Below are 24,847 nucleotides of genomic sequence, written 5' to 3'. Positions count from 1 at the left end.
AAGGAACCGGACTTGATGCGCGCCTACACGCAAAAACAGCAGCTATTGCTCGCTCACTGGAGCGAAGCCCTCGGCACTCAGGCTTTCCAGTCCCACCGGATCACCCTCGACCATTTGAGCAATGCGCTGGAGCCCGCCGCCCAGCGCTGCTTTCAACGCCTGATCCAGGCGCTGTTTCGTGAAGGTCTGATCAACCCCGACGCTTGCGAATACGACGACAATAGCCATTGCTGGCTGCCGCTTGGCGATGGCTCGCACCTGTGCTTCGAGCACCTGTCTGGCACCCGAATGAACAGCTGGGACGTGCGCGGCAGCATCGTCCTGCATACCCCCGGCAGACTGCCCCACAAAATCCAGCTGCCCAGCGAATTGCTCGCTCACCTCAGCACTCAACTCAACCCGCAAGCCTCACCGCAGGTACTGGAGCGTCTGGCCCTGGAACTGGATGACAGCTTCAGCAACGACACCCTGTGCCTGGCGTTCCACCATGGATGGACCGAACGCCTGAGAGAGCAGATCGACACCGAACACGACGACAACCTGCTCGCCTGGCTCAAAGCCGGCACCTGCCATCAGAACCCTACGTCACTGCTTGAGCAGTGGGGCACTCTCGGCCATCCGTGGCACCCGAACTACAAGACCAAGCTGGGTTTGAGCGCAGCTCAAGTCATCGCCTTCTCGCCGGAATTCGAAGCGAGTTTTCCGATTGTGCTGTGCGCCCTGCATCGCCAGTACGCACACGTCGAAGTGCTGTCGGGTACCGCCGATTACTGGGATTGGTGGCAAGGTCACTTCCCACAGGCCGCCGAACAATTACAGCGCCATTTGCAGCAACTGGGCCTGGACGTAAAGGACTACCTCCCGCTCCCGTCGCACCCATGGCAAGCCCATGAAGAATTGGCGAATTCGTTCGCCAATGAGATCGCCGACAACCTGCTGATCGTCACTGACATCGTCGCTTTTACCGGCCACCCGACCATGTCCTTTCGCACGGTCCTGCCGGACGCCAGCCGCGTTGCTCCGATGGTCAAACTGCCGGTGGCTTTGCGACTGACCAGTGTGCAGCGTACCGTGTCCCCGCGCTCGGCCCGCATGGGGCCGCGCATCAGCCAACTGATACTGAAGATCCTCGATCAGGAGCCGCAGATTCAGCGTTTGCTGAACATCGTCCCGGAGCGCATCGGCGTGCACTACGCGCCGCAACCGGCCGATGACGAGCGCTCCCGGCATGCAGCTGTGCTGTATCGCGACAACCCTCTTACCCTGCTGCAAGAAGGCGAGTTGGCGGTGCCGGTCGGCAGCCTGTTCGCCGTCAACGAATTCGAACAACCGTTGCTGCGTGATTGGATAAGACTGGCTCAGGGTCGTGACGACAGCGAGGCTATGCTGGCGTTCTTCGATGATTACCTGTCGATTGCCGTACCGAGTCTGTTGGGTATTTACCTGATGTATGGCGTAGCGTTCGAAGCGCACCAGCAAAACAGTTTCATGGTGATGGGTGCTGACGGGCAGTTGAATCGGCTGCTATTGCGTGACTTTGGCGACGTTCGTATCGATCGCAAAACCCTGCACGGCAAGGGCCTGGATCTCCAGTTGCACGATCCGAAAATGACCCTGTATGACGACTCCGGTTTTGTCCGCGACAAACTCCTGCACACCACGTTCATGTGCCACCTTGGTGAGCTGACTTTGCTCTGTGCCCGCCACTGGAATGTGCCAGAAAATATCCTTTGGGAGCGATTGGCAGCGCACGTTGCACAGTGCTTCGAGACCTTGCGCGAGCGCGTTGAACCGGCACGTTGGGAAAGCGAGCGCCAGGCCTTGCTGGAACAGGATTGGCCCGCCAAATCGTTCCTGCGCATGCGCCTGCTCGACAGTCACGCCGACATCGTCGGACGCCTGAGTAACCCGCTACGCCCGATCACACATGCTCGCTGATAGTCGCGCCTTGCGACTGCTGATCGTTATCCAGTTGGTTTCCATGGGTGCCATGGAAATGAGCGGCCCGTTCTGGCCCCTGCAGATCCAGCATCTGCTCGGGCCGGAGGGCGCCGGCTACACCGCGCTGTTATCCGCGATGGTTTATGCCGGTCCCATGCTGGCCGCCATGTTCCTGACGCCCATGTGGGGCCGGTTGGGTGATCGTACCGGACACAAACCGATGATTGTTCGGGCGTTGCTGGCACTCGCGCTGTGCCAAGGGTTGGCGGCCATCACCCCCGACCCGTGGCTGCTGGTGGGCATTCGCGTGATGCAAGGCGCGCTGGCCGGGTTTCTCGCCGCCGCGCAAGCCTATGCCTTGGCCTGCTGCGACAGTTCCAGACGGGGTCACACCCTGGCCCGTCTGCAATCGGCGACTGCCGTCGGCTCGTTGATTGGCCCGGTACTGGGCGGCTGGTTGATGGACGTCTCGGGATTTGCCCTGCTCTGTTATGGCGCGGCGGCGATTTGCCTGCTGTGCACCCTGGGGAGTTTTTTCCTGCCGGCCGACAAGGCTCGGACCTCGGAGAAAAAACCGGTTGAACCGGTTGCCCTGCCCAAAGACTGGCTCCGTGGAATCCTGCTGGTGATCGTGTTGATTCAGGCCGCGAAGATGATCCCGCAGCCGTTCTACGCGCTGTACGTCGCGAACATTTTGCATGCCCCAAGCTGGCTGATCGGCGCCACCTACGCGGCAAGTGCCGCGACCCTGGCCATTTCCGCACCGCTGTGGGGACACCTGTTCGACCGCTGGCAGCCGGCCTACACCTTGCGCGTCATCGAAGGCGTGGCCTGGCTGTGTGCCCTGACGCTGGCGGCTACGGCATTGGCCAACGAATGGCTGGGGTTTCTCGTCAGTCGACTCATCTGGGGCATCTGGCAAGGCGCCCTGCTGCCGGTGGCTTATGCACTGATCGCCAACACCGTAACCGCCACCCAACAGGGCTTTGCGCTGGGCCTCGGCAACAGCGCGGCCAAGGCTGGCGCTCTGCTCGGTGCCGTTCTCGGCGGAGTCGGCATGGGGCTGGTCGGATTGGCCCACAGTTTCTGGCTGGTGGCGCTGACCTACGCCGTAGCCGCCATCGGGATCCGCTGGGTCCGATCATTCAACGCCAAACCTGACCGCTCGACCTTATCTACCCACACTACTCACAACTAAAAAAAGTCCTCATCATGACCCGAACCAAACTCTCCCTGCTGATCCCGCTGCTCGGTACCTTCAGCGCCCAGTCCTGGGCCGACGAGGATACCGAGCAGCAACCCGGCACTTTGAACATGCAAGCCACCGTCGTCTCTGCTACTCGCAGCGAAGCGAGCATCGCCTCGATTCCAGGTTCGGTCCAGGTGATCGACGAACAGCAGATCCGCGAGCAGAGCGGCGCGGGTCGCCGGGTCTCCGACATCCTCGGGCAATTGGTCCCCGGCCTTGCGCCGTCCAGCGGCGGCATGAGCAACTTCGGCCAGACCCTGCGCGGGCGCAACATGCTGGTATTGATCGACGGCGTATCGCAGAACGCCACGCGCGACAACTTCCGCCAGCTCAACAGCATCACACCGGCCAGCGTCGAACGCATCGAAGTGGTCTCCGGCGCCAGCAGCCTCTACGGGGCCGGTGCTTCAGGCGGCATCATCAATATCATCACCAAGCGCAATCAGGGCCAGGACATTGCCTACAGCAGCAAACTGGGCCTGACCAGCGGCAACAACCTCAACAGCAAAGGCTTCGCCTACGAAGCCTTTCAGAGTGCGACCGGGCGCAAGGATGCCCTGGACTGGTACGTCTCCGCCGACCTGATCCAGCGTAACGATCAGTACGACGGCAACGGCAACCGCATCCCTCAGGACACCTCTCAGGGCAGCAGCATGGACACCGAAACCTATGACCTGCAAGGTCGTTTCGGCTACGAACTGGATGCCGACAAAAAACTCAGCCTGTCACTGCAGGACTACAAGGATCAGCAGGACACTGGCTACACCAAAGACCCGAAAAACCTGCAGCAAGCCGTGGCGGTCCAGGGGTTGAAACTGGATGACCAACCCTATACCCACAATCAGGCGGTCAACCTCAATTACACCGACAAGGACTTCTACGGTCAGGGCCTGCAACTGGAAAGTTACTGGCGCCGCGCCGATGCACTGTTCTTCCCGGACCTGTCGCGGGGCAAGGCCGGGATTTCCGACAACAACAGCATCCAGGATGTCTACGGCCTGCGCGCAGCCATCGACACGCCGCTGCCAGCCATCGGCAGCGCCACGGGCAACCTGGTCTGGGGCGCCGACTACGATAATGAGCGCTCCCGCCAACGAGGTGACCAATACACACTCAAAGGCCTGACCTACACCAAGACCGGCACCACCTACGAGCTGGGGCCGGACATCGAAACCACCACCAAATCGCTGTTCGGGCAGATGTCTTGGGACATCGGTGACTGGACCTTGCGTGGCGGTGTGCGCCGTGAATGGATCGAAAGCGATGTCTCTGACAGCATCGCTTATGGTCAGATCGTCCAGACCGGTATACGCGCAACGTTGCCCGGCGACACCCTCAAATACGACGCCACGCTGTACAACCTGGGGGCGGTCTACCACCTGAGTGAAAACCAGGACGTATTCGCCAATTTCAGCCAGGGGTTTTCGCTGCCGGATATCCAGCGCTTCATGCGGGATGTCAGCAGCACCTTCGACATCCAGAGCCTCAACGCCCAGGCCATCAAAGTCGACAGCTACGAGCTGGGCTGGCGCGGTGACTGGGACCAGTGGCAGGCTGACGTCACGGTGTATGAAAACACCTCGGACGTGACCCAGTTCTACGATGCCACTGATCGTGTATTGCGCCTGATCAACCAGAAAGAACGCGTTCGCGGCATCGAAAACAACCTGACCTACCGTGTGACCGATCAATGGTCGGTGGGTGGCACTTACGCCTGGGCCAAAGGCGAGACCGAGCAGAACGGCAAATGGATCGATCTGCCGGCCACGCGTATCTCACCGGCCAAGACCACGCTGTTCGTCGGCTACACCGAAGACGACTACACCCTGCGCCTGCAAGGCATGCATTTGGCCAGTTACGACGCTGCCGCCAAGGACAACAACGGACGCGACATCGAAGGTTATACGCTGGTGGACCTGCTCGGCTCCGTGCAACTGCCGGTCGGTCGCCTTGAAGGCGGGATTTTCAACCTGACCGACCGCACCTACGTGAACCTGTTCACCCAGGCCAATGCCAGAGCGCCATACGCCAACGCCGAGGGCCGCACGCTGAGCATGAGCTACTCGGTCGACTGGTAAAAACAGGTGCCGGTTTGCCAGTGATGCGATCTGCCACACATACCGTGTCGCGGCAATCGCCGGCAAACCGGCAGCGGAGTTACAAACCGCGCACATCCCGATCTTCGATCGGCCGGCTCTGGCGCAGGCGTTTGCCACCCAGCACCACCCAGTCGATCAAGCGGAACAGGCATTCAATGCCGAACGACAGCAGCAACGCGCCGCTCATGCCCCAGATCATGGCTTCCGGTGTCAGCAGGATCTGATAGCTGTAGCCATTCCAGGTTTCCTTGCGGATGTCCGGGTCGGCGGCCAATACCACTTGCAGGAAGCGGATGTACCACGGGCCTTGCATGGCCTGGAATTGCTTGTCCAACGCCAGTTGGCGGGTCAGCAGGTTGCTCAGGCTGTCGGCATCGCTGCGAAAAATCGGGTCTTCGCTGGCGCGGTAATGGGCGACCAGCGCCTGCATGTCGCCCTTGAAGAACTCGTTGGCGGTACCCTGGAAACCGCTCAAACCGGTCTGCGCCTCAATCAGGTGCGCCTCGACCCGCTTGGCGTAATCATTGATAAAACCCGGCACCTGGACACCGATCAACAGGCCCGCCGCAAACAACACCAGCCGTAGATAACTGAGCAACATCGGGGGAGATCCTTATTCGGTCTTGCCCTGGCTGACGCATTCGCCGCGTCGCCAGAGGCTCCATTGGCCCGGTTCGTAGCGGGTCCAGGTTTCGTTTTCGGTCAGGGGTTCGGTGGCAATCACCGTCACCACGTCGTTGGGCGTGGTTTCGGCCTGGAAGTCGACGATCACATCGACATCCTTCAAGCGCGCCGGGCCGAAAGGCGCTCGGCGGGTGATCTGGGCCAATTTGGTCGAGCAATAGCAGAACAGCCAGTCACCGTCGCTGAGCAGGCAGTTGAACACGCCTTTGCTCCGGTATTCGGCGCAGGCCGCCACCAGGTCTGGCAGCAGCTTTTCAACCTCGACCGGCTCCGGGAACGCAGCGCGAACGCGGTTGAGCAAATCGCAGAACGCCGCCTCGCTGTCGGTATCGCCGACGGGACGGTAGAAGCTGGCGGTCGGTTGAAAGTCGGCGAGTTGGCCGTTGTGGGCGAAACACCAGTTGCGCCCCCACAGCTCGCGCACGAACGGGTGGGTATTGGACAGGCAGACCTTGCCGACGTTGGCCTGGCGGATGTGCCCGATCACCACTTCACTTTTGATCGGATAGCGCTGCACCAGGTTCGCGACTTCAGACTCGCAACTGGCAGCCGGGTCCTGAAACAGACGCAGACCGCGACCTTCATAGAACGCGATCCCCCAACCATCACGGTGCGGCCCGGTACGGCCGCCGCGCTGCATCAGCCCGGTGAAGCTGAACACGATATCGGTCGGCACATTGGCGCTCATGCCCAATAACTCACACATGCTCGGATTCTCGATGAAAAGGCAGGGGCAAGGTTACAAACGCGGCTCGACGCGCAATCGCTGCGGATTGCTCGGCACCGGTGGGCGACCGTAACGATCATCGCCGGCACCGCCGAAAGGATGATCATCGTCCGGGTCTTCGGCTTTGGCCGCTGCCTTGGCGGCGGCTGCCTGTTCCTTGCGAGCGTTGGAAGCGCGCTCGATGGGGAAGCGGATCGCCACCATGACCAGATAAAGGCCGAAGGCGATCATGCCGTACATGAACAGATCGGAAATCGCCCGCCAGGCGTTGTTGCCGACCTTGAACAGCAGGTCGAGCGCCGTGATGGCGATGGCCGGCGCGACTTTATCTTTCACTGGATCGATGATGGTCGGGCTGAATAGCAAGACAGCCACCAGCAGCCGCAACGGCTCGCGCAGCCAGCGCCACATCCAGCGGGTCAAGCGCATCCACACCAACAGGCAGCCAAAAGCGGCAAAGGCGTAGAAGCCCCAAGCGATCAGATAGTCGTTCTCGGTCATGGTGTCCATGGCAAGGCAGGCAAAGAGGCGCTTATAGTAACGACTTTTCGCCCATCAGGCTTGCCCCAATACCTGTCGGTCAAGATACAGAACCTGTGGGAGCGAGCCTGCTCGCGATAGCGGTGTGTCATTCAACATTTATGTTGAAGGTGATGGCCTCTTCGCGAGCAGGCTCGCTCCCACAGGATTTGTAGAGGCCTCCAGATTTGCATGCCTGCTGCAGGCGCCCAATTTCGTACTTTGTCGAGAGCCATCCATGCCCTTATCCGCCAACGTTTCCGCCGCTCCGATTGCCCACAAGGCTGACGGCGATGACCCGTATGCCTGGCTGCAGGAGCGCGACACCGACGCGGTGCTCGACTACCTCAAGGCTGAAAACAGCTATCAAGAGGCGTTGACCGCCGATCAGGCCGGCCTGCGCGAGACCCTGTTCGAAGAGATCAAGGGCCGGATTCTCGAAACCGACCTGTCGCTGCCCTCCCCTTGGGGCCCGTACCTGTATTACACGCGGACTACCGCCGGTGACGAATACGCCCGGCACTACCGCTGCCCGCGCCCGGTCGATGACAGCCTGCAACTTGATGAAAGCCGGGAACAGTTGCTGCTGGACCCGAATGAACTGGCCAACGGTGGCTTCTTTTCCCTCGGGGCATTCAGCATCAGCCCGGACCACCAGCGTCTGGCCTACAGCATCGACTCCACGGGCGATGAGATTTACACCCTGTTCGTGAAGGAATTGTCCGATGGTCGCGTCAGCGAACTGGAGTTCCAGGACTGCGACGGCAGCATGACCTGGGCCAATGACAGCCTGACCCTGTTTTTCGGCGAACTGGACGACACCCATCGCCCGCACAAACTGTTCCGCTATCGACTCGACGGTACAGCCGCCGAAGAAGTGTTCCATGAACCGGATGGACGTTTCTTCCTGCATTGCTACCGCTCCAGCTCCGAACTACAACTGCTGCTGTCCCTGGGCAGCAAGACCACCAGTGAAGTCTGGGCACTTGATGCCGCCTTGCCGCATCAGGCCTTCACCTGCCTGGCGCCACGGGTCGAGGACCATGAATACGACGTCGACCACGGCGCCCTCGACGGCCAATGGGCCTGGTTCATTCGCACCAACCGCGACGGCATCAACTTTGCCCTGTACAGCGCCGTCGATACCGGCGAGGCGCCGACCGAAGCCGACTGGCAGAACCTGATCCCCCACAGCGACAGCGTGATGATCGAGGGCATGAGCCTGAACACCGGCGCCATGACCCTGAGCCTGCGTGAAGGCGGCTTGCCGATCATCGAAGTTCACCCACAAGGCCTGGCGCCTTATCGCGTGCAATTGCCGGACGCGGCCTACAGCCTGCACGTCCAGAACAGCCTGGAGTTCGTCAGCGACAGGATCCGCCTGCGCTACGAAGCCCTGAACCGACCGGCGCAAATCCGCCAACTGGAGCTGAACAGCGGCGAGCAGAAAGTGCTCAAGGAAACCCCCGTGCTCGGCCCGTTCGACGCCGATGCCTACGTCAGTCAACGCCTGTGGGCCAGCGCCCCGGACGGTACGCAGGTGCCGATCAGCCTGGTGGTCAAGCGCGAACATCTGGGCCAACCCGTGCCGTTGTACCTCTACGGCTACGGCGCCTATGGCGAAAGTCTCGATCCGTGGTTCTCCCATGCCCGCCTGAGCTTGCTGGATCGCGGCATGGCCTTCGCCATCGCACACGTGCGCGGCGGCGGTGAATTGGGCGAGGCCTGGTATCGCGCCGGCAAGCAGGAACACAAGCACAACACCTTCAGCGACTTCATTGCCTGTGCTGAGCATTTGATCGCCAACGGCTTCACCACCGCGCCGCAACTGGCGATCAGCGGCGGCAGTGCCGGTGGCTTGCTGATTGGTGCAGTGCTCAATCAGCGGCCGGAGTTGTTCGGTGCGGCGATTGCCGAAGTGCCGTTCGTCGACGTGCTCAACACCATGCTCGACCCGGACCTGCCGCTGACCGTCACGGAATACGACGAATGGGGCAATCCGCAAGAGCCGGACGTTTATGATCGGATCAAGGCCTACGCCCCGTACGAAAACGTCACTGCGCAAGCCTATCCGGCGACCCTGGTGATTGCCGGCTACAACGACAGCCGTGTGCAGTATTGGGAAGCGGCCAAGTGGGTGGCGAAGTTGCGCGCGACCAAAACCGACAGCAACACCCTTCTGCTCAAGACCGAACTGGGTGCCGGGCATGGCGGGATGAGCGGTCGATATCAGGGATTGCGTGACGTAGCGCTCGAATACGCATTTTTGTTCAAGGTTTTGGGGATTGCCTGAGGAACTTGGCCCGGTGTGCTGGTCTTAAGACCAGACCCCGGGCCCCGGCATTTACTCCATCCCCTGTGGGAGCGAGCCTGTTCGCGAAAGCGGTGTGTCATTCAACACGGATGTTGAATGTGATGGCCTCTTCGCGAGCAGGCTCGCTCCCACAATGGAACACCAGTAAGCCCAAGGCCCCGAACAGCAACAGACACAAGAAAAAGACCGTGACGACATGTCAGAACCGACCTTACTGAACAACGAAATTCGCGACTGGCTGATGGACTGCGGCCTGTTCGACCAATTGCTGCCCGTCGACTTCGCGGCGGCCTCGGGCTATTTCAGCATCAGCACCGTGGCGCAGGGCGAGGAGATTTTCCACGAGGGCGATGCCGGCAGCTTCATGTGCATCATTCACACCGGCCAGGTCGCGGTGCAAAAAACCAACGGTGACGGGCAACTGGTGACCATGGCTACGTTGCGCAGTGGTCGCTCGTTCGGCGAAATGGCGGTGCTGGATGGCGAACGACGTTCAGCCAGTTGCGTGGCCGCCAGCAATTGCCAGTTGCTGAACCTGGGCAAGGACTCGCTGGAAAAGATGATCAATGACGCGCCGAAAATCGCCGCCAAGATCATTCGCGCCCTCGCCGTATCCCTCTCCAAACGCTTGCGCATGGCCGACGGGCAACTGCTTTCGCAGCAGGTTTAACCGCCCGGCGATTTGGCTTTCGACGGGTTTTGTTCGATCCCCGGCACGGGCTGGTCCTTCGTCGGCGGGCTGGGCATTTCTATCGGCACCAGCGGCGGCCCACCACTGCCCGGCCCGGCTTTGGGCATGGACGGCGCGCTGATTTGCGGATACGGCGTCGGTGTCGCGGTGCCGGGCGCCCCAGACGTAGGCGCGGGGCTGACAGGGATGGGTTGCAGCATTTGCGCCTGCACCGCAGTAATCGAGAGCGCGGCCAGAGCAATGGCCGTTAGAATAGTGCGCTTCATCAATGGCTCCGTTGGCCTTGTTGTCACTTTCAGGCTACTCCCAACTGCGTCTGTTTGCCCTCACCGTTTATGCCAATCCTTCTCAAGAGAGCCCCATGAAACGTTTCGTTCTGCTCGACACTGCCCCCATCCCTGAAAACGGCGGTGCCCTGTGCCTGTTCGAATACGGTGAGGATTTCGTCATCAAGATCCAGGGTGGCGATGGCGGGCAACTGATGAACACCCGCATGCACGGCTCCGAGGATGCGTTGGCCGAGATTCCGTGCCGCAAAGTGGCCGGCCGGCCGAATTCACGGGTGCTGATCGGCGGCTTAGGCATGGGCTTCACCCTCGCCTCCGCGCTCAAGCATTTGGGCAAGACGGCCGAAGTGGTGGTCGCCGAGCTGGTGCCTGGAGTGGTGGAGTGGAACCGTGGACCGCTGGGCGAGAAAGCCGGCAACCCGCTGCTCGACCCACGCACCGTGATCCGCATGGAAGACGTGGCCAAGGTGTTGCAAGCCGAGCCGCAAGGCTTCGACGCGATCATGCTCGACGTCGACAACGGCCCCGAAGGCCTGACTCAACGAGCCAACAGCTGGCTCTATTCCGCCGGCGGCCTGAGCGCCTGCGCCAAGGCCCTGCGGCCAAAAGGCGTGCTGGCGGTGTGGTCGGCCAGCGCCGACAAGCAGTTTTCCGACAAGTTGAAGAAGGCCGGTTTCAAGGCCGAAGAAGTCCAGGTCTTCGCCCACGGCAACAAGGGCACGCGCCACACGATCTGGATTGCCGAGAAGCTCAAGGGCTGAGCTAAACTCACGTCATAACCGTCATTAGTCTTTTTACAAAGGTGAACCCATGAGTTCGTCCACCCCGACCAACACTTCGAAGTTGGACCGCATCCTCGCCGACAACCAGCGCGACAAGGAAATGGGCTACCGCGACAAGGCCCTGAAGATGTACCCGCACGTGTGCGGCCGCTGCGCCCGTGAGTTTTCCGGCAAGCGCCTGAGCGAGCTGACCGTGCACCACCGTGACCACAACCACGACAACAACCCGCAGGACGGCTCTAACTGGGAGCTGTTGTGCCTGTATTGCCACGACAATGAACACTCGCGGTATACCGATCAGCAGTATTTCGACGAAGGCTCGCTGAGCACGCCGAAAATCGCCAAGGCGACGCATAACCCGTTTGCGGCGTTGGCCGGGTTGATGAAGAAAGAAGACTGAAGATCTTCCGTGCCTTCACTGGCCTCATCGCGAGCAAGCTCGCTCCCCTGTGGGAGCGAGCCTGCTCGCGAAGGCGATCGCCCAGACACCACCAATCTCAAACTGAACACCCCTCCCCCAATCCCCGTATAATCGCCGTTTTTTCCCCGAAGGCACCCCGCTCGTGGCAGACAAACGGTACAGCTGCATTGGTTTGTATAACCCCAAATCACCGGAAAACGTCGGCTCGGTCATGCGCGCCGCCGGCTGCTATGGCGTGGCGTCCGTGTTCTACACCGGCAAGCGTTATGAACGCGCCGCCGATTTCGTGACCGACACCAAGCGCGTCCACTACGACATTCCGCTGATCGGCATCGACGACCTGAAAAAAATCCTGCCGCTGGGCTGTGTGCCGGTGGCCGTGGAACTGGTCGAAGGTGCGCGCTCCCTGCCGGAATACACCCACCCGGATCGCGCCCTCTACATTTTCGGCCCGGAAGACGGCTCGCTGGATAAAGAGATTCGCGACTGGTGCGAAGACGTGGTCTACATCCCGACCACCGGTTGCATGAACCTGGCGGCCACCGTCAACGTCGTGCTCTACGACCGCATGTCCAAAGGGCTCAACACCCGTTCCGGGGCGAAATTTCGCTGATTCGACGCACATCCGATGGAACAAGCCGCCCGTCTCGGCAGTCAGCTTAACTATCCACGACTGAAGCAGCCTTTCTGCCAGGAGAAAGATCATGAGCGAACTCAAACGCGTAGAACGCATTGAATCCACCCCGTTCCAGAGCCGTTCCGAGCACAACGTTTACGGTTGGGAGCGCGCAGGCTCCGTGGCCGGTGGCGTGGTGATGATGGGCAAGGGCCTGCGTCGCGGCGGGATTTTCGGATTGATTCAAGTGGCGATCGGCGGTGTGGTACTGGCCCGCGGGATTACCGGGCACAGTTCGGTCAAAAGCATGATCGAGAAGAGCCGCCAGGACATGGACAACGTGCGGGCGAAGATCGAGCGCGCCGGGGAAGAGTTGCGCAAGCTGAAGGCGAATGCCGAGGCAGCGACCAATACGGCTACGGTGACGGGGAATGATTCGTTGAAGTCGCCGAAGACTGGGGTTTGATCCAAGAGATGTAGTGGGGCTTAGGGCATCATCGCGAGCAGGCTCGCTCCCACATGGGGTCTTGTGTACGACATTGATCCTGCTCGCGAAGGCGGTGTTACTGAAGCAGCTCGGTATCGAGGACCTTGGAAGGCTCGCCAATCACGCTCTCGGCGAGTTGGACAAACTCCTTGGTATCGACACTCTCCAGATGCATCGCCCCGCGCAACACATCATCCAGCGAACGCTTGTTACGCGTCTTCAAGCGAATCTCGCGGTCCAGCTCCTGTAGCACCACCACCGCTTTCGACACCTGCGCCGGGCTGATCTGGTCGCCGCGCAAGGTCGTGACTTTCTGGCTGTCCTTGAGCAGCTTGCCATGCAGGCTTTCGTACCGCTCATCGCTCATGCCGCCGGCTCGGCGCACCAGTTCGATGGCGTAATACTCGGCAAACCCTTCACTGATCCATTCGCTGCGCTGTTTATCGTTGATCCGCGCGAATACCTGCGCCAGTTCACGTACCAGCGCGCTGCTGCCGCTTTCGCTGACCAGCGGCAGACGCGTGTTCAGATAGATCGACTCGTGCGCGGCCTGGCTGCCGCGCCACATCGGGTCGTTGGCGCCGACAATCAGCAATTTGCCCGGATGACGCGGGAACACGGCCTGCACTTGCGGCCAGACGAAGGTCAACAGGGTCAGCACGTCCATGCGGCGCATGCCCTGGCCCTGAGGCGAAGCGACGGTGACTTCGGTCTCCCCCAGTCGCGTGCGACGGCTGCCGAGGTGGCCGGCGAGCATCCAGCCGGTGGGCCGGTCGAATAGTCGGGACACGTTATCGATGCGGAATTTGTTCTTGCCGATTCGCGGCCAGGCGGTTTCGACGCTTTTCCAACCGCTGGGCAACTCGAACTCAAGGCGTGAAACCAGTTCGATGCCGTCCTCTTGATCGAGTTTGGCAGGCGGCACCAGATCGTCACCACGCATCAGCGCCCAGGTTGGCGTCATGCGCGTGTCGAAATTGCCGTTTTTGCGCCCGTGGCTGATGCGCACGCGGTAGGTCAGGCTGGCCTTGTCGGCAGCGGGATGCCAGATACCCCGCGCCGATTTGCCCGGCGTGAGTTGCCATTGGCCGTCGGCCTTGAAGTCGCTGTAGTGGCTGCCGTCGCCCAGATCAAAATCCAGGCTGCGCACCGCCGAACCCTGGGCCAGCGTCAAGCGCACCTCCGCCTGATCGCTTTGCGGCAACAGACGCACGTGGTAATCCAGATCGACTTTCTTCGCCGCCCACACGGACGAGCTCAGGGCCAGTAGCCCCACTGCCAACGCCAGCCGCAATCCCACAGCCATACACACTCCTTGTGGCGAGCGAGCTTGCTCGCGCCGGGCTGCGTAGCAACCCCAAATTCTTGTCATCCCCATTACAGGGTAACTAGCTACGAGTATTAACCCGCGCGGAATATCAGGTGATCTTCCCAGTCATCTTCAGGCACGCTGCCTTCGGCCAGCATGCGCCCGGATTGTGAAATTCGTTGGCGGTGCACCTCATCACGATCACCGCACACCAGATGGTGCCAGAGCGGCAAGTCCTTGCCCTCACTGACCAGGCGATAGCCGCAGGTCGGTGGCAGCCATTTGAACTCGTCGGCCTTGCCCGGCGTGAGCTGGATGCAGTCCGGGACAAAATCACGACGGTTAGGGTAATCGGTGCACTGGCAGGTTTTCAGGTCGAGCAGTTTGCAAGCGATGCGCGTGTAATAGACGCTGTTGTCGTCTTCATCTTCGAGTTTTTGCAGGCAGCACAGGCCACAGCCGTCGCACAGCGACTCCCATTCCTCTTGATCGAGTTGATCGAGGGTTTTGCGTATCCAGAACGGTTCGACTTTGGCGGCCATGGCTCAAGCATCAACATCAGGTGGTGAAAAGGCCGCCAGTCTAGTGCCAAGGCCCTTGTGGGCCAAGCATTGGCGACTGCCGGTAGAAGGGACTTGTCAGTTTTTGCGCCGCCCAGTAGGGTTTTGCGTCGCTCCCTCACTTCAAACGTAGCAAGGAATCTCTCGATGAGTGCCAATCCACGCGTTGCCGACTATGCCATTCACCCGCAGTTCACCGATCGCTGGTCGCCGCGCGCGTTCACCGGCGAAGCGATTTCTGAAGAGACTCTGCTGAGTTTCTTCGAAGCCGCGCGCTGGGCACCGTCGGCCTACAACTCGCAGCCTTGGCGGTTTCTCTATGCGCGTCGCGACACGCCAAACTGGGAGCGTTACCTGGGGCTGCTCAACGAATTCAACCGCAGCTGGGCACAACACGCCTCAGCGCTGGTGATCGTGATGTCGAAAACCACCTTCGTCGCGCCGGGCGCGACCGAAGAAACCCCGGCGCTGTGGCACACCTTCGACACGGGTTCGGCGTGGGGTCACCTGGCGTTGCAAGCGAGCCTCAGCGGCTGGCACACCCACGGCATGGCCGGTTTCGATCAGGAGCTGACCCGCAAGGAGCTGAACATTCCCGAGGGTTATGCCCTGCACGCCGCCGTTGCGGTGGGCAAGCTGGGGGATAAGGCGACGCTGGCGGATTACCTGCAAGCGCGTGAAGAGCCGAGCCCGCGTCGCCCGTTGAGCGAATTGGCCGCTGAAGGCGACTTCACCCTCTAATCAACACCGCAAAACCAATGTGGGAGCGAGCCTGCTCGCGAAGGGGCCGTCACATTCAGCATCAATGTTGAATGTAAGACCGCTTTCGCGAGCAGGCTCGCTCCCACAGGTTTTTTTGCACACTATTCAAGTCAGCGGTGTTCAGTACCCGCGCTCGAAATCCACTTCCCCGCGCAACGCGTCACCCGCCTCATACGCTCGCAGGTTCTCGACAAACAAATTCACCATCATCGATGGCGAGGTCGGTGCCGAACTGTGGCCGGTCAGCAGCAAACCCCAGGCTGTCCAGAACGGATGACGTTGCGGCAGCGGCTCCTGACGGCAGACGTCAATCACCGCGCCCGCCAGATGCCCTTCTTTCAAGGCTTCGACCAGGTCGGCGTCGACCACCGCCACGCCGCGACCGACGTTGATGAACAACCCGGTCGGCTTGAACTGCTTGAACAGTGCCGCGTCGTACAGGTCGTGGGTGTTCGGGGTATTGGGCAGCAGATTGATCACGTAATCCACTTCGCCGACCAGGCGCGGCAAGTCCGTCAGTGCGCCGACTTCGATAAACGGTGCCTGCTCGCGAGCTTCGCTGGCAATGCCGTACAACTCGACGCCAAACGGCAGCAGAAACTTCGCCACGGTCTGGCCGATGTCGCCGGTGCCGACGATCAATACTTTGCGACCCGCCAGGCTTTGGCCCTGGCGACTGTCCCATTTGCGCTCGACCTGACTGACCAGCCGCGCCAGCACTTCGCGTTCGTGGCCGAGCATGTAGGTCAGCACGTATTCAGCCATCACCTGACCGAAAATGCCGACCGCGCGGGTCAGGCGATAGTGACGTGGCAAGCCGTCGGCCAGCAGCGGCGTGATGCCCGCCCAGGTCGATTGCAGCCATTGCGGCTCATGGCCCTGACGCAACAGGGTGGCCAGCAGATCCGGTTGACCCAGCCAGACCGGGCAATCAGCCGCCAGACGGGCCAGTTCAGCGGAGTCGCCACTGGTGAGCACTTCCAGCTCAGGCGCCGCCTGACGCAGCAATTGTGCATACACCGGGTGGTCGTGTTCAGCAATCAGAACGCGCATGTTTCAAACCTTTCAAAAACCGTGCAGACGACCGCCGAGCGAGTATGGCTCCCTCGTCGCGGTCATCGCCAAAAATCATTCCAGTGTTTCACACCGACTCTGAACAGAGCCTGTCTGCCGCTTACATCGGGTCGTTGCGGCGCAGCAATTCTTCCGGCAAGTGTTCGATGTATTCGTCTTCGGCCGGTGGCATCTGCAGGTGGTAGCCCTGCTTTTCGAGGTTTTCCAGGACCACGGTGATGTCCTCGCGCGACAGCTTGCGCTCGGGGGTCAGCACCAGGTCGAAGGCGTGGTGCGGTTTGCCGAAAGCGGCCATCAATGATTCCGGGACGCGCTCCAGTGCATCGCTTTTGAGCACATAGAGGTACATCTCGTTTTTCTTCAGGCTTCGGTAGATCGAGCAGATACGTTTCAAGGCTGTTCTCCGGCGGTGGCCAGGCTGTCGAGCAACGCCTGGCCCATCAATTCGCGGCGCCAGCCACGCAGCGAATCAGGCAATTGGTAAGGACCATTGGGGAAGCCGCTCTTGAGCAGCGCTTCCAGGGTTTTCTTGCGCAGCATCAATTCCGGCGCGATGTTCAAGCGTTCGGCTTCGGCCTGGCCAATGGCGCGCAGCTGTTTGACCAGCACGGCAGCATCCACCGGCAGCGGCTCCGGCACGGCGGGTGGCCATTGATCGGGCGACACACTGGCGGCACGTTTGATCAGATCCAGCAGAAACTCGCCATCCTGACGCACGGTGCGTGGGTGCATGTCTTCGATTTTCGCCAGCGCGCCGAGGTTGTCCGGCTGAGTCCGGGCCAGCGGCCACAGGGAGTGCTCTCGGACAATGCGGTTGCGCGGCAGATCACGGGCACGGGCCTCACGCTCACGCCAAGCGCACAGTTCACGCAGCACGGCGAGCTGGGCGCGGGACAGCTTCCAGGCCAGCTTGGCATCGCGATAGACCTCGTACGGGTCGACCTCGCGGCGCAGGTTGGCCACCAGCTCAGCGCCATCGTCCAGCACCCAGTTGTATTTGTCGTCAGACAGCTTCGGACGAAGCTGTACGAAAACTTCCGCCAGGTGCAAGGCATCTTCGGCGGCGTAGCTGATCTGGGTGTCGGACAGCGGACGCTGCAACCAGTCGGAACGGGTTTCGCCCTTGGGCAGGTCGATGCCGAGCACCTCTTGCACCAATCGCGAGTAACCCATGGAGAAACCCAGGTTCAGGTAGGCAGCCGCCAGTTGCGTGTCGAACAACGGCGCCGGCAGGCTGCCGGTCAGTCGCAGCAGGACCTCGAGGTCTTCACTGCACGCATGGACGACTTTGACCACCGCCGGGTTTTCCAGCAACGCGGCCAAGGGCTGCCAATTGTCGATGGTCAGTGGGTCTATCAGGTAAGCGCGTACGCCATCGCCGATCTGCAGCAGGCCTGCAATCGGGTAAAAGGTGTCGACCCGCATGAATTCGGTGTCGAGGGCAACGAATGGCAGCTGCTGCCACTCGGCGCAAAACTGACCGAGGCTATCGTTGTCGCGAATCCAGTGAATATCGATGGCCACACGGCTCTCCCTTGAAGAATGGCGCGCAGTATATATCGCCCCCGGCGATTTCCGCGCATCACTGAACAAGAGCTTTAGCGAAAAGACCTGCCCGACAGCAAGAAATGTCTGACAAGCGGAGACTAACTGGTCTTACTGAGTACGTAGACCCGCATCCACGTGCAGCCCGGCAGGACGTCCTGATGGCTCAGCACCCGGAAACCGGCATGCTTGAAGTCCGCTTCGATCTCAGCCTTGCTGACCGGCTGCGGGGCGTGAGAGGCCTCGGGCTCTGGTCGACGCAGATTGAAATAGCCGTCGACCCGGGCCGCCACAATCACGGTATCGCGGCTGACCCGGTGGAATTCTTGGAGCATGGCCAACCGATGTTCGGCGCAAGTGATGTGCTGAAACAGTTGCAGGCAAAAAATGCAGTCCACCGCGTTGGCGGACAAGCCAAGGCTAAAGGCTGAACTCTGGAAGGTCTTGATCCGCTTGAGCAGGCTCTGCGGATGGTGAGTCTGCGCATGGTTGAGCATGTCCTGGGACGGGTCCGACGCGAGGATCACGCGGTTGGCGTGCTCGGCCAGCACTGGCCAGAAGCGCCCGGCACCGCAGGCCACGTCAAGGATCAACCCCGGTTCGCCCGCCACCTTGAGCGCATTGCGCACCAGGTTTTCCTCGCGCCAGAACGCCAGGCGCCCCATCAGGCTACGCGGTTGCGGCTGACGGCAGACGCGGGCGTGTTCCTGATCGTAGCGCCGGGCGAACTCAAGCTCGATGGCGGATGTGGGTTGCGCAGACATGTGCAATTGACTCTTGGTGATAACTCTCTAATGGCCGCAGGTTAGCGGCCAGTCCCTGAAAAAATTGAAGCGTTCATTCCTTGGCCAATACGCCGTCGACCACCGCACCGCGACAGCCGGCAAACATATCCAGATTCTGGTTGTAGACCTTGCTGTTGACTTCCAGCAGCCCCAGCATCGAATGGAACAGGTTGTCCTGGCTCAATGGTTTATCGCGACTCAGTTGCAGACAGTGAGTGTCCACCGAGAACGACTTCTGATAACTGTCGGAGAACCATGCCAGCATGGCCACGTGCTTCTGTTGTTCAGGCGCCAGCATGTAAGGCGTGCCGTGCAGGAACAGGTTGTATTCACCCAAAGATTCGCCGTGGTCGGATAAGTAGAGCATCGCGGTGTCGACTTTCTCCTGGTTCTTGCGCAACAGATCGATCAGGGTCGACAGCACGTGGTCGGTGTACACCAGCGTGTTGTCGTAACCATTAACGATACTTTCGCGACTGCAATTGTTCAGCGCGTTACTTTCACAAACCGGCGTGAAATGTTCGAACTCTTTGGGGTAGCGCTTGAAGTATTCAGGGCCATGACTGCCCATTTGATGCAAGACCAGCACGGTGTCCTTATCGAGTGTGTCGATAAATTGTTGCAATCCTTGCAGCAGGATTTCGTCGCGGCATTCACTGTTGGCGCACAACACCGGGTCTTTCAGGTTGCTCACGTCGTCAATCGTGACCCGATCGCACGTGCCTTTGCAGCCCGACTGGTTGTCACGCCAGATCACGTCCAGGCCGGCCCGTTTAAGCACGTCCAGCAGGCCCTCTTCATTCTTCGCCTTGCTGGCGTTGTAGTCCTTGCGGCCCATGTTGGAGAACATGCACGGCACGGACACGGCGGTTTCGGTGCCGCAGGAATGCACATCGGTGAACGCGATCAAGCCGGCTTCTTGACTCAGCTTCGGGGTGGTGTCGCGGCCATAGCCCAGGATGCCGAAGTTCTCGGCCCGGGCGCTTTCGCCCACCACCAGCACGGTCAGGGATTTGCGGCCATGGGATTGCCAGACCGGGTTCTTCTGCGCGTCTTCGCCGATTTTCACAAAGGGTTGATGGGCAGAAGCAACCTGTTCACGCAAATAACCAGCGGAGGCACCGATGTAGTTGCTCGGTACGACCATCAGGCGCAATTCATGGTGATTACGGAACAAAGAGGACAAGCCCTGATAGTTAATCAGGGCCACGCCGCCGATGACGGTAGCCGAAGCAACACCTACCAGCACCTTACTTAATAACTCATGGTGCCAGCGACGATAACTGATCGGTGTTTTCCACAATAACCACGACGGCAAAACACCCAGGAAAAAGATATAAGCCAGCAACTTAAGCGAGAGTAAGTCTCGAACTTCTGTCGCATTGGTTTGCGCAAAGTTACGCAACATGCCGGTATCAATCAGTACACCGTATTGACTCATGAAGTAGGCCACCCCGGCACTGATCATGAAGATCAGCGTCAGGACCGGCTTGAGCACTCGTTTGAACGCCAGAAAGGTCAGCACAATGTTGAAAGCCGCCAGAATCATCGCCCCGAATGCCACGCGCATGACGATGCCTTTACCATCGGCCGCGGTGATTTCAAACAAGTGCTGCCACAGCACAAAATTGAAGGCAGTCAACAAAAAGGCGCTGGCAATCAGTGTCACCCATTCCGGGCGCACGGCTTTAATCTTCAACATGGTGATCGGCTGTTCCTGAAAAGAAGTGCCTGCGGCAAATGTGAAAATTTCATTGACCGCGACAACACTAATGTTAGGCACCCAACCATCAATTTTTTGTGAAAAAGAAGCCAACGATTAGTTGGCTAATAAAACCAGCGACAAACGTTTTGATTATTTGAGAATGATTCAGGCCTGGTTCAGGTACCAACGCCAATCCTGCTCGCCGACTTCGCCCATGAACTGTCGATACTCGGCGCGCTTAACGGCCAGGTAGACGCCCAGAAAAGGTTGTCCGAACGCTTCACGCGCCCAGGTCGACCCCTCCAGCGCCCGCAACGTGGTCAGCCAATCGGTGGGTAACAACTCCGTGGCCTGGGCGTACCCGTTGCCCTCCACCGGCGCACCCGGATCGAGTTGTTCGCGGATACCGCGATGAATACCGGCCAGAATCGCTGCGGCTGCCAGGTACGGGTTGGCATCGGCGCCGCAAATACGGTGTTCGATGTGCCGGGAAAACGCCGGCCCACCCGGCACGCGCAAACTCACCGTGCGGTTGTCCACGCCCCAGGTCGCCGCCAGAGGAGCGTAGCTGTTGGTCTGGAATCGGCGGTAGGAGTTGGCATTCGGGCAGAACAACAGCAACGAATCGAGCAAGGTGCTGAGCATGCCGCCGACCGCTTGCCTGAGCAACGGCGTGCCGTCCGCGGCTTCGCTGGCAAACAGGTTGTTACCCTCTCTGTCCGCCAGGCTGACGTGCATGTGCATGCCGGTGCCCGCCAGGTCGTCGAAGGGTTTGGCCATGAAGCACGCCGTCATCCCGTGCTTGTGCGCCACGCCCTTGACCAGCCGTTTGTAACGCACGGCTTCGTCCATCGCCTGCAGGGCATCGGTGCGGTGCTCGAGGGTAATTTCCACCTGTCCCGGCGCATATTCGGAAATCGCCGTACGCGCCGGAATGCCTTGCAACTTGCAGGCGCTGTAGAGATCGGCCAAAAACGGTTCGATCTGCTCCAGTTCACGCAGGCCATAGACTTGCGTCGTGCGCGGCCGCCCGCCATCGACATCGCGCGCCGGTTGCGGCCGCCCGTTGCTGTCGCGCTGCTGATCCAGCAGATAAAACTCCAGCTCCGCCGCCATCACCGGGTAATAACCATCGGCCTGCAAGCCTTCGATCACTTTCGCCAACAAGTGCCGGGGATCGGCGATCGTCGCCGGCATGCCTTCTTTCGGGTGCATGCTGACTTGCACCGCCGCTGTCGGAATCAACCGCCATGGCATGCGCGTCAGGCTGGCGCTGATCGGATAGGCACGGCAGTCAATGTCGCCGACGTCCCAGACCAGTCCGGAGTTTTCCACGTCGTCGCCATTAATGGTCAGGCCCAGAATGGTGCTCGGCAGCGGCCGGCCACTCTCGTAAACCGCCAGCAGTTCATCGCGATGCAGCAACTTGCCCCGTGGCACGCCGTTGTTGTCGAGGATGAACAGCTCGAACATTTCAATGTCCGGGTTCTGTTCGAGAAAGGTCAGGGCTTCTTGCGGGGAGGCGAACGAGGTCGTGGCACAACTCATGGGTATTCTCTTTTTTCCGCGTCAGGCAAACGCGCAGGCGTTGCCGATGTGATCCAGCGCGTGGCGCGGGACCTGTCAGAACAATCAACGGGAAATGCAGGAATCCGGTGGGCGTGCGTGACGGCAATGCCACAGCGCCCAGAAGGCCAACTCGGAGGGAAGTGCGACGGGACAATCGCCCATAGGTAAAACCGCAGAGGACAGATGAGCGGCAGCGTCACACGGGCGGTCAGGTCTTTAAATCGGGATTTGAAGAACCTTGGTTGCGGGTTGGCTAAACAATCACCCTCGCAACACCCTGAATCCCCTGTGGGAGCGAGCCTGCTCGCGAAGGCGTCGTGTCAGTCGCCCTTTGTATCGACTGTCACACCGCCTTCGCGAGCAGGCTCGCTCCCACAGGGACGGTGGTGTGGCCGAGGTATTTAATTTTTAAATAGTGCCGCGGATTATCTGATTTGCCGCCGTCAGCCTTGGCGCGCCTAATCGGGGCCTTGTTTTGGAAGGCCTGCTTGATGGAAAACGTTCGTGCAACCACCCGCCCTGCCCTTTGGCTGATGTTCAGCATCATGCTCGTTGCCCTTAACCTACGTCCGTCGATGGCGGCGGTCGGGCCTCTGCTGTCGTCGATTCGCGCGGACATTGCGCTGAGTTTCAGCATGGCCTCGCTGCTGACGATGCTGCCGGTCATGGCCATGGGCCTGGCGATGTTTTTCGGCTTGCGGGTCAGCCAACGCTTCGGCGAGCAGCGCACGGTGGTGCTGTCGTTGTTGATCATTGGCGTGGCCACGGCGTCGCGGCTGTTTCTCGACTCGGCCGCCGAACTGATCCTCAGTGCGGTGCTGGCGGGTATCGGTATTGCACTGATCCAGGCCCTGATGCCGGCGCTGATCAAAGCCCGGTTCCGTGACAACGTCGCCCTGTGCATGGGGCTCTATGTCACGTCGATCATGGGCGGCGCGGCAATTGCGGCCTCGTTTGCGCCGCTGGTCATGAATCAGAGCGGCAGCTGGCGCATCGGCCTGGCGGTCTGGGCGGCGCTGGCCGTGGTGGCCCTGCTGCTGTGGTCTGGCCAGCGCAGCGAATCAACCGCACGCCCGACGCAATCAACCCGCCAACCGAGCTTCTTCGCCAATCCCCGCGCCTGGTTACTCGCGATCTTCTTCGGTCTGGGCACTGCGTCCTACACCTGTGTGCTGGCGTGGCTCGCGCCGTACTACGTGGAACAGGGCTGGAGCGAACAGAACGCGGGATTGCTGCTGGGCTTTTTGACGGCCATGGAAGTGTTGTCCGGGCTGGTGACGCCTGCCATCGCCAATCGAAGCCGTGACCGACGTCTGGTGCTGGTGGTGTTGCTGGCGTTGATCATGGCCGGTTTCTGCGGGCTGATTCTTTGCCCGCAACAGCTGAGACTGCTCTGGCCGTGCCTGCTGGGGCTGGGCATCGGCGGGCTGTTCCCGATGAGCCTGATTGTGTCGCTGGATCACCTCGATGACCCGCAACGCGCCGGCGCCCTGACGGCATTCGTGCAAGGCATCGGGTATTTGATCGCTGGCCTCTCACCGCTGATGTCCGGGATGATTCGTGACCAACTGGGCAGTTTCGAATGGGCCTGGTGGGCGCTGACCGGGGTCGTGGGGTTGATGATCCTGATGGTCCTGCGCTTTAATCCGCGGCATTACCACCAACACATCGACTGATCGGCGCAGAAACTTCCTACAAGGCATTCTCCTGGCACCATCGTTCCGTTAGGATCTTTCGCACACGTTTGCGCACTGATCGCGCACGGAACACAGCGAGACAGAACGGATGCTGAACAGTAACTTGCTTAGAAAGCTCGACATGCAGGACCTCATGGTGTTTGTCGCCGTGTACGAGCAAAGCAGCGTCACCGGTGTGTCGGAGGCGCTCTGCGTCAGCCAGTCCACGGTGAGTTACTGCCTGAAAAAGCTGCGAACCAGTTTTGAAGACGAGTTGTTCATCAATACCCGCACCGGTATGCGCCCCACCTACAAAGCCAGCACCATGTACGCGCATGTGCTGAAAATCCTCGAAAGCATCAACTTGTGCCACGCCGGCGCCCAGGCGTTCGACCCGACCTTGCAAGCGGTGACGTTCAATATCTGCGCGCCGGAGTACTTCGAACAGCTGATTCTGCCGCGCCTGCTCAAGCGCTTCGATTTCGCCGACCTGCCGGTGATGGTCAACATGCACAAGTTCGAAACCGACATCCCGGTCGACGAATTGCGCGATGGCCGACTCGACCTGGTGATCTGTTTCGGCCCGAATTTCCATCGCAGCCACACCGACTTCAAATCCCGGCTGTTACTGGAAGATGACCTGGTCTGCGTGTTCGACAAGCGTGCCACGCCGCTGGAGCCGCGGTTAAGCCTGCAAGCCTTTGTGCAACGCCGGCATGTGTTTCCAACCCCGTGGACGTCCAGCACCAACATGGTCGACGGCTGGCTGGCACAACAAGCGCACAAACGGCAGATTGTCGCGCGGGCCAACAGCTACAGCGCAGCACTGAAGTTGATCACCGGCACCGACTACATCCTGACCCTGCCTCGCCGCCTCCAGCAATTGCTGGCCAACGAGGCGATCTTCAATCATTGCGAAGCCCCCAACGGCCTGCCGGGTTTCACCCTGGACATGCAGTGGAGTCAAAGCGCCGATCAGGACAGCGCCAACACCTGGCTGCGCGAGCAGGTGATCGACGTCTGTGCCGAGCAGGCACTGGCCTGA

The 24,847-nt window shown here is 60.4% G+C and carries 25 protein-coding genes; 12 read left to right on the top strand and 13 right to left on the bottom strand.

The features are described from left to right. Positions 1–15: 15 nt before the first annotated feature. Genes ACWKV5_RS06605 through ACWKV5_RS06595 form a run of 3 tightly spaced genes read left to right on the top strand, consistent with a single transcriptional unit; the run spans position 16 to position 5,268 of the window. Positions 16–1,938, top strand: coding sequence for an IucA/IucC family protein (locus tag ACWKV5_RS06605; RefSeq protein WP_483840656.1), 1,923 nt, complete (start codon positions 16–18; stop codon positions 1,936–1,938). After that, positions 1,928–3,139, top strand: a complete 1,212-nt coding sequence (locus tag ACWKV5_RS06600; RefSeq protein WP_483840655.1) for an MFS transporter — start codon at positions 1,928–1,930, stop codon at positions 3,137–3,139. The genes ACWKV5_RS06605 and ACWKV5_RS06600 overlap by 11 nt, the downstream gene beginning before the upstream one ends. Positions 3,140–3,153: 14 nt before the next feature. Further along, the gene (locus tag ACWKV5_RS06595; RefSeq protein ID WP_483840654.1) at positions 3,154–5,268 is read left to right on the top strand and encodes a TonB-dependent receptor; all 2,115 of its coding nucleotides are present in this window, start codon (positions 3,154–3,156) and stop codon (positions 5,266–5,268) included. Positions 5,269–5,347: 79 nt separating this feature from the next. Here ACWKV5_RS06595 and ACWKV5_RS06590 read toward each other — a convergent pair whose 3' ends face one another. The 3 genes from ACWKV5_RS06590 to ACWKV5_RS06580 are packed head-to-tail and all read right to left on the bottom strand — an operon-like array spanning position 5,348 to position 7,210. After that, complete coding sequence (locus tag ACWKV5_RS06590; RefSeq protein ID WP_027925864.1) at positions 5,348–5,890, bottom strand: DUF2937 family protein; 543 nt, start codon at positions 5,888–5,890, stop codon at positions 5,348–5,350. A gap of 12 nt (positions 5,891–5,902) precedes the next feature. Continuing rightward, positions 5,903–6,679 (bottom strand): class II glutamine amidotransferase, encoded by a 777-nt coding sequence (locus tag ACWKV5_RS06585; RefSeq protein ID WP_123433917.1) that lies wholly within the window; start codon positions 6,677–6,679, stop codon positions 5,903–5,905. 33 nt (positions 6,680–6,712) lie between these two features. Further along, entirely contained in the window at positions 6,713–7,210 is a 498-nt protein-coding gene (locus tag ACWKV5_RS06580) for an MFS transporter (RefSeq protein WP_483840653.1), read from the bottom strand. A 247-nt stretch (positions 7,211–7,457) separates the two neighbouring features. Between ACWKV5_RS06580 and ACWKV5_RS06575 the strand changes: the two genes are divergently transcribed. Together ACWKV5_RS06575 and ACWKV5_RS06570 are read left to right on the top strand one after the other, a co-directional pair. After that, entirely contained in the window at positions 7,458–9,512 is a 2,055-nt protein-coding gene (locus ACWKV5_RS06575; protein WP_483840652.1) for a S9 family peptidase, read from the top strand. Between the two features lie 217 nt (positions 9,513–9,729). Beyond that, positions 9,730–10,203, top strand: coding sequence for a cyclic nucleotide-binding domain-containing protein (locus ACWKV5_RS06570; protein WP_007944003.1), 474 nt, complete (start codon positions 9,730–9,732; stop codon positions 10,201–10,203). On the opposite strand, the gene ACWKV5_RS06565 is transcribed toward ACWKV5_RS06570, so the two are convergent. Then, positions 10,200–10,490 (bottom strand): hypothetical protein, encoded by a 291-nt coding sequence (locus ACWKV5_RS06565; protein WP_483840651.1) that lies wholly within the window; start codon positions 10,488–10,490, stop codon positions 10,200–10,202. The genes ACWKV5_RS06570 and ACWKV5_RS06565 overlap by 4 nt on opposite strands. Positions 10,491–10,585: 95 nt before the next feature. On the opposite strand from ACWKV5_RS06565, the gene ACWKV5_RS06560 reads away from it, so the two are divergent. The 4 genes from ACWKV5_RS06560 (at position 10,586) to ACWKV5_RS06545 (ending at position 12,796) form a co-directional block, all read left to right on the top strand. Then, the gene (locus ACWKV5_RS06560) at positions 10,586–11,272 is read left to right on the top strand and encodes a spermidine synthase (RefSeq protein ID WP_027925870.1); all 687 of its coding nucleotides are present in this window, start codon (positions 10,586–10,588) and stop codon (positions 11,270–11,272) included. A 49-nt stretch (positions 11,273–11,321) separates the two neighbouring features. Further along, positions 11,322–11,693, top strand: coding sequence for a YajD family HNH nuclease (locus ACWKV5_RS06555; protein WP_007898702.1), 372 nt, complete (start codon positions 11,322–11,324; stop codon positions 11,691–11,693). A gap of 163 nt (positions 11,694–11,856) precedes the next feature. Further along, positions 11,857–12,327 carry an RNA methyltransferase gene (locus ACWKV5_RS06550; protein WP_008153126.1) on the top strand — a complete coding sequence of 157 codons (471 nt, stop codon included), beginning with the start codon at positions 11,857–11,859 and terminating at the stop codon, positions 12,325–12,327. Positions 12,328–12,418: 91 nt separating this feature from the next. Further along, positions 12,419–12,796: a YgaP family membrane protein gene (locus ACWKV5_RS06545; protein WP_483840650.1), complete on the top strand. Its 378-nt coding sequence runs from the start codon at positions 12,419–12,421 to the stop codon at positions 12,794–12,796. Between the two features lie 97 nt (positions 12,797–12,893). Here the strand turns inward: ACWKV5_RS06545 and ACWKV5_RS06540 are convergent, their stop codons facing one another. Further along, a complete protein-coding gene (locus tag ACWKV5_RS06540) occupies positions 12,894–14,123 on the bottom strand; it encodes a hypothetical protein (protein WP_483840649.1) in 1,230 nt (409 codons plus the stop codon). 95 nt (positions 14,124–14,218) lie between these two features. Next, complete coding sequence (locus ACWKV5_RS06535; RefSeq protein ID WP_483840648.1) at positions 14,219–14,668, bottom strand: YcgN family cysteine cluster protein; 450 nt, start codon at positions 14,666–14,668, stop codon at positions 14,219–14,221. 165 nt (positions 14,669–14,833) lie between these two features. Between ACWKV5_RS06535 and ACWKV5_RS06530 the strand changes: the two genes are divergently transcribed. Continuing rightward, positions 14,834–15,427 (top strand): nitroreductase family protein, encoded by a 594-nt coding sequence (locus ACWKV5_RS06530; RefSeq protein ID WP_483840647.1) that lies wholly within the window; start codon positions 14,834–14,836, stop codon positions 15,425–15,427. Positions 15,428–15,568: 141 nt separating this feature from the next. Here ACWKV5_RS06530 and ACWKV5_RS06525 read toward each other — a convergent pair whose 3' ends face one another. The 7 genes from ACWKV5_RS06525 to ACWKV5_RS06495 all read right to left on the bottom strand — a co-directional run bounded on the left by ACWKV5_RS06525 (position 15,569) and on the right by ACWKV5_RS06495 (position 22,673). Continuing rightward, positions 15,569–16,501 (bottom strand): D-2-hydroxyacid dehydrogenase, encoded by a 933-nt coding sequence (locus ACWKV5_RS06525; protein ID WP_483840646.1) that lies wholly within the window; start codon positions 16,499–16,501, stop codon positions 15,569–15,571. Positions 16,502–16,622: 121 nt separating this feature from the next. Next, positions 16,623–16,916 carry a YcgL domain-containing protein gene (locus tag ACWKV5_RS06520; protein WP_007898694.1) on the bottom strand — a complete coding sequence of 98 codons (294 nt, stop codon included), beginning with the start codon at positions 16,914–16,916 and terminating at the stop codon, positions 16,623–16,625. Then, positions 16,913–18,046, bottom strand: a complete 1,134-nt coding sequence (gene rnd, locus ACWKV5_RS06515; protein ID WP_483840645.1) for a ribonuclease D — start codon at positions 18,044–18,046, stop codon at positions 16,913–16,915. Before rnd ends, ACWKV5_RS06520 begins: the two co-directional genes overlap by 4 nt. A gap of 122 nt (positions 18,047–18,168) precedes the next feature. Then, positions 18,169–18,831: a class I SAM-dependent methyltransferase gene (locus ACWKV5_RS06510; protein ID WP_483840644.1), complete on the bottom strand. Its 663-nt coding sequence runs from the start codon at positions 18,829–18,831 to the stop codon at positions 18,169–18,171. Between the two features lie 73 nt (positions 18,832–18,904). Then, positions 18,905–20,554, bottom strand: a complete 1,650-nt coding sequence (locus tag ACWKV5_RS06505) for a phosphoethanolamine transferase (protein ID WP_483840643.1) — start codon at positions 20,552–20,554, stop codon at positions 18,905–18,907. Between the two features lie 168 nt (positions 20,555–20,722). Then, complete coding sequence (locus ACWKV5_RS06500; protein ID WP_483840642.1) at positions 20,723–22,105, bottom strand: glutamine synthetase family protein; 1,383 nt, start codon at positions 22,103–22,105, stop codon at positions 20,723–20,725. Positions 22,106–22,469: 364 nt separating this feature from the next. Next, positions 22,470–22,673 (bottom strand): hypothetical protein, encoded by a 204-nt coding sequence (locus ACWKV5_RS06495; protein WP_483840853.1) that lies wholly within the window; start codon positions 22,671–22,673, stop codon positions 22,470–22,472. Here ACWKV5_RS06495 and ACWKV5_RS06490 point away from each other — a divergent pair. Both ACWKV5_RS06490 and ACWKV5_RS06485 read left to right on the top strand, forming a co-directional pair. Continuing rightward, positions 22,618–23,802, top strand: a complete 1,185-nt coding sequence (locus ACWKV5_RS06490; protein WP_483840641.1) for a cyanate transporter — start codon at positions 22,618–22,620, stop codon at positions 23,800–23,802. The two genes, ACWKV5_RS06495 and ACWKV5_RS06490, sit on opposite strands and share 56 nt — an antisense overlap. A gap of 109 nt (positions 23,803–23,911) precedes the next feature. Continuing rightward, positions 23,912–24,847, top strand: coding sequence for a LysR family transcriptional regulator (locus ACWKV5_RS06485; RefSeq protein WP_483840640.1), 936 nt, complete (start codon positions 23,912–23,914; stop codon positions 24,845–24,847).

The sequence above is a fragment of the Pseudomonas oplopanacis genome, from assembly GCF_057128725.1.
The sequence above is the reverse complement of the archived record's forward strand: the minus strand, read 5'-3'. Positions and strand labels throughout refer to the sequence as shown.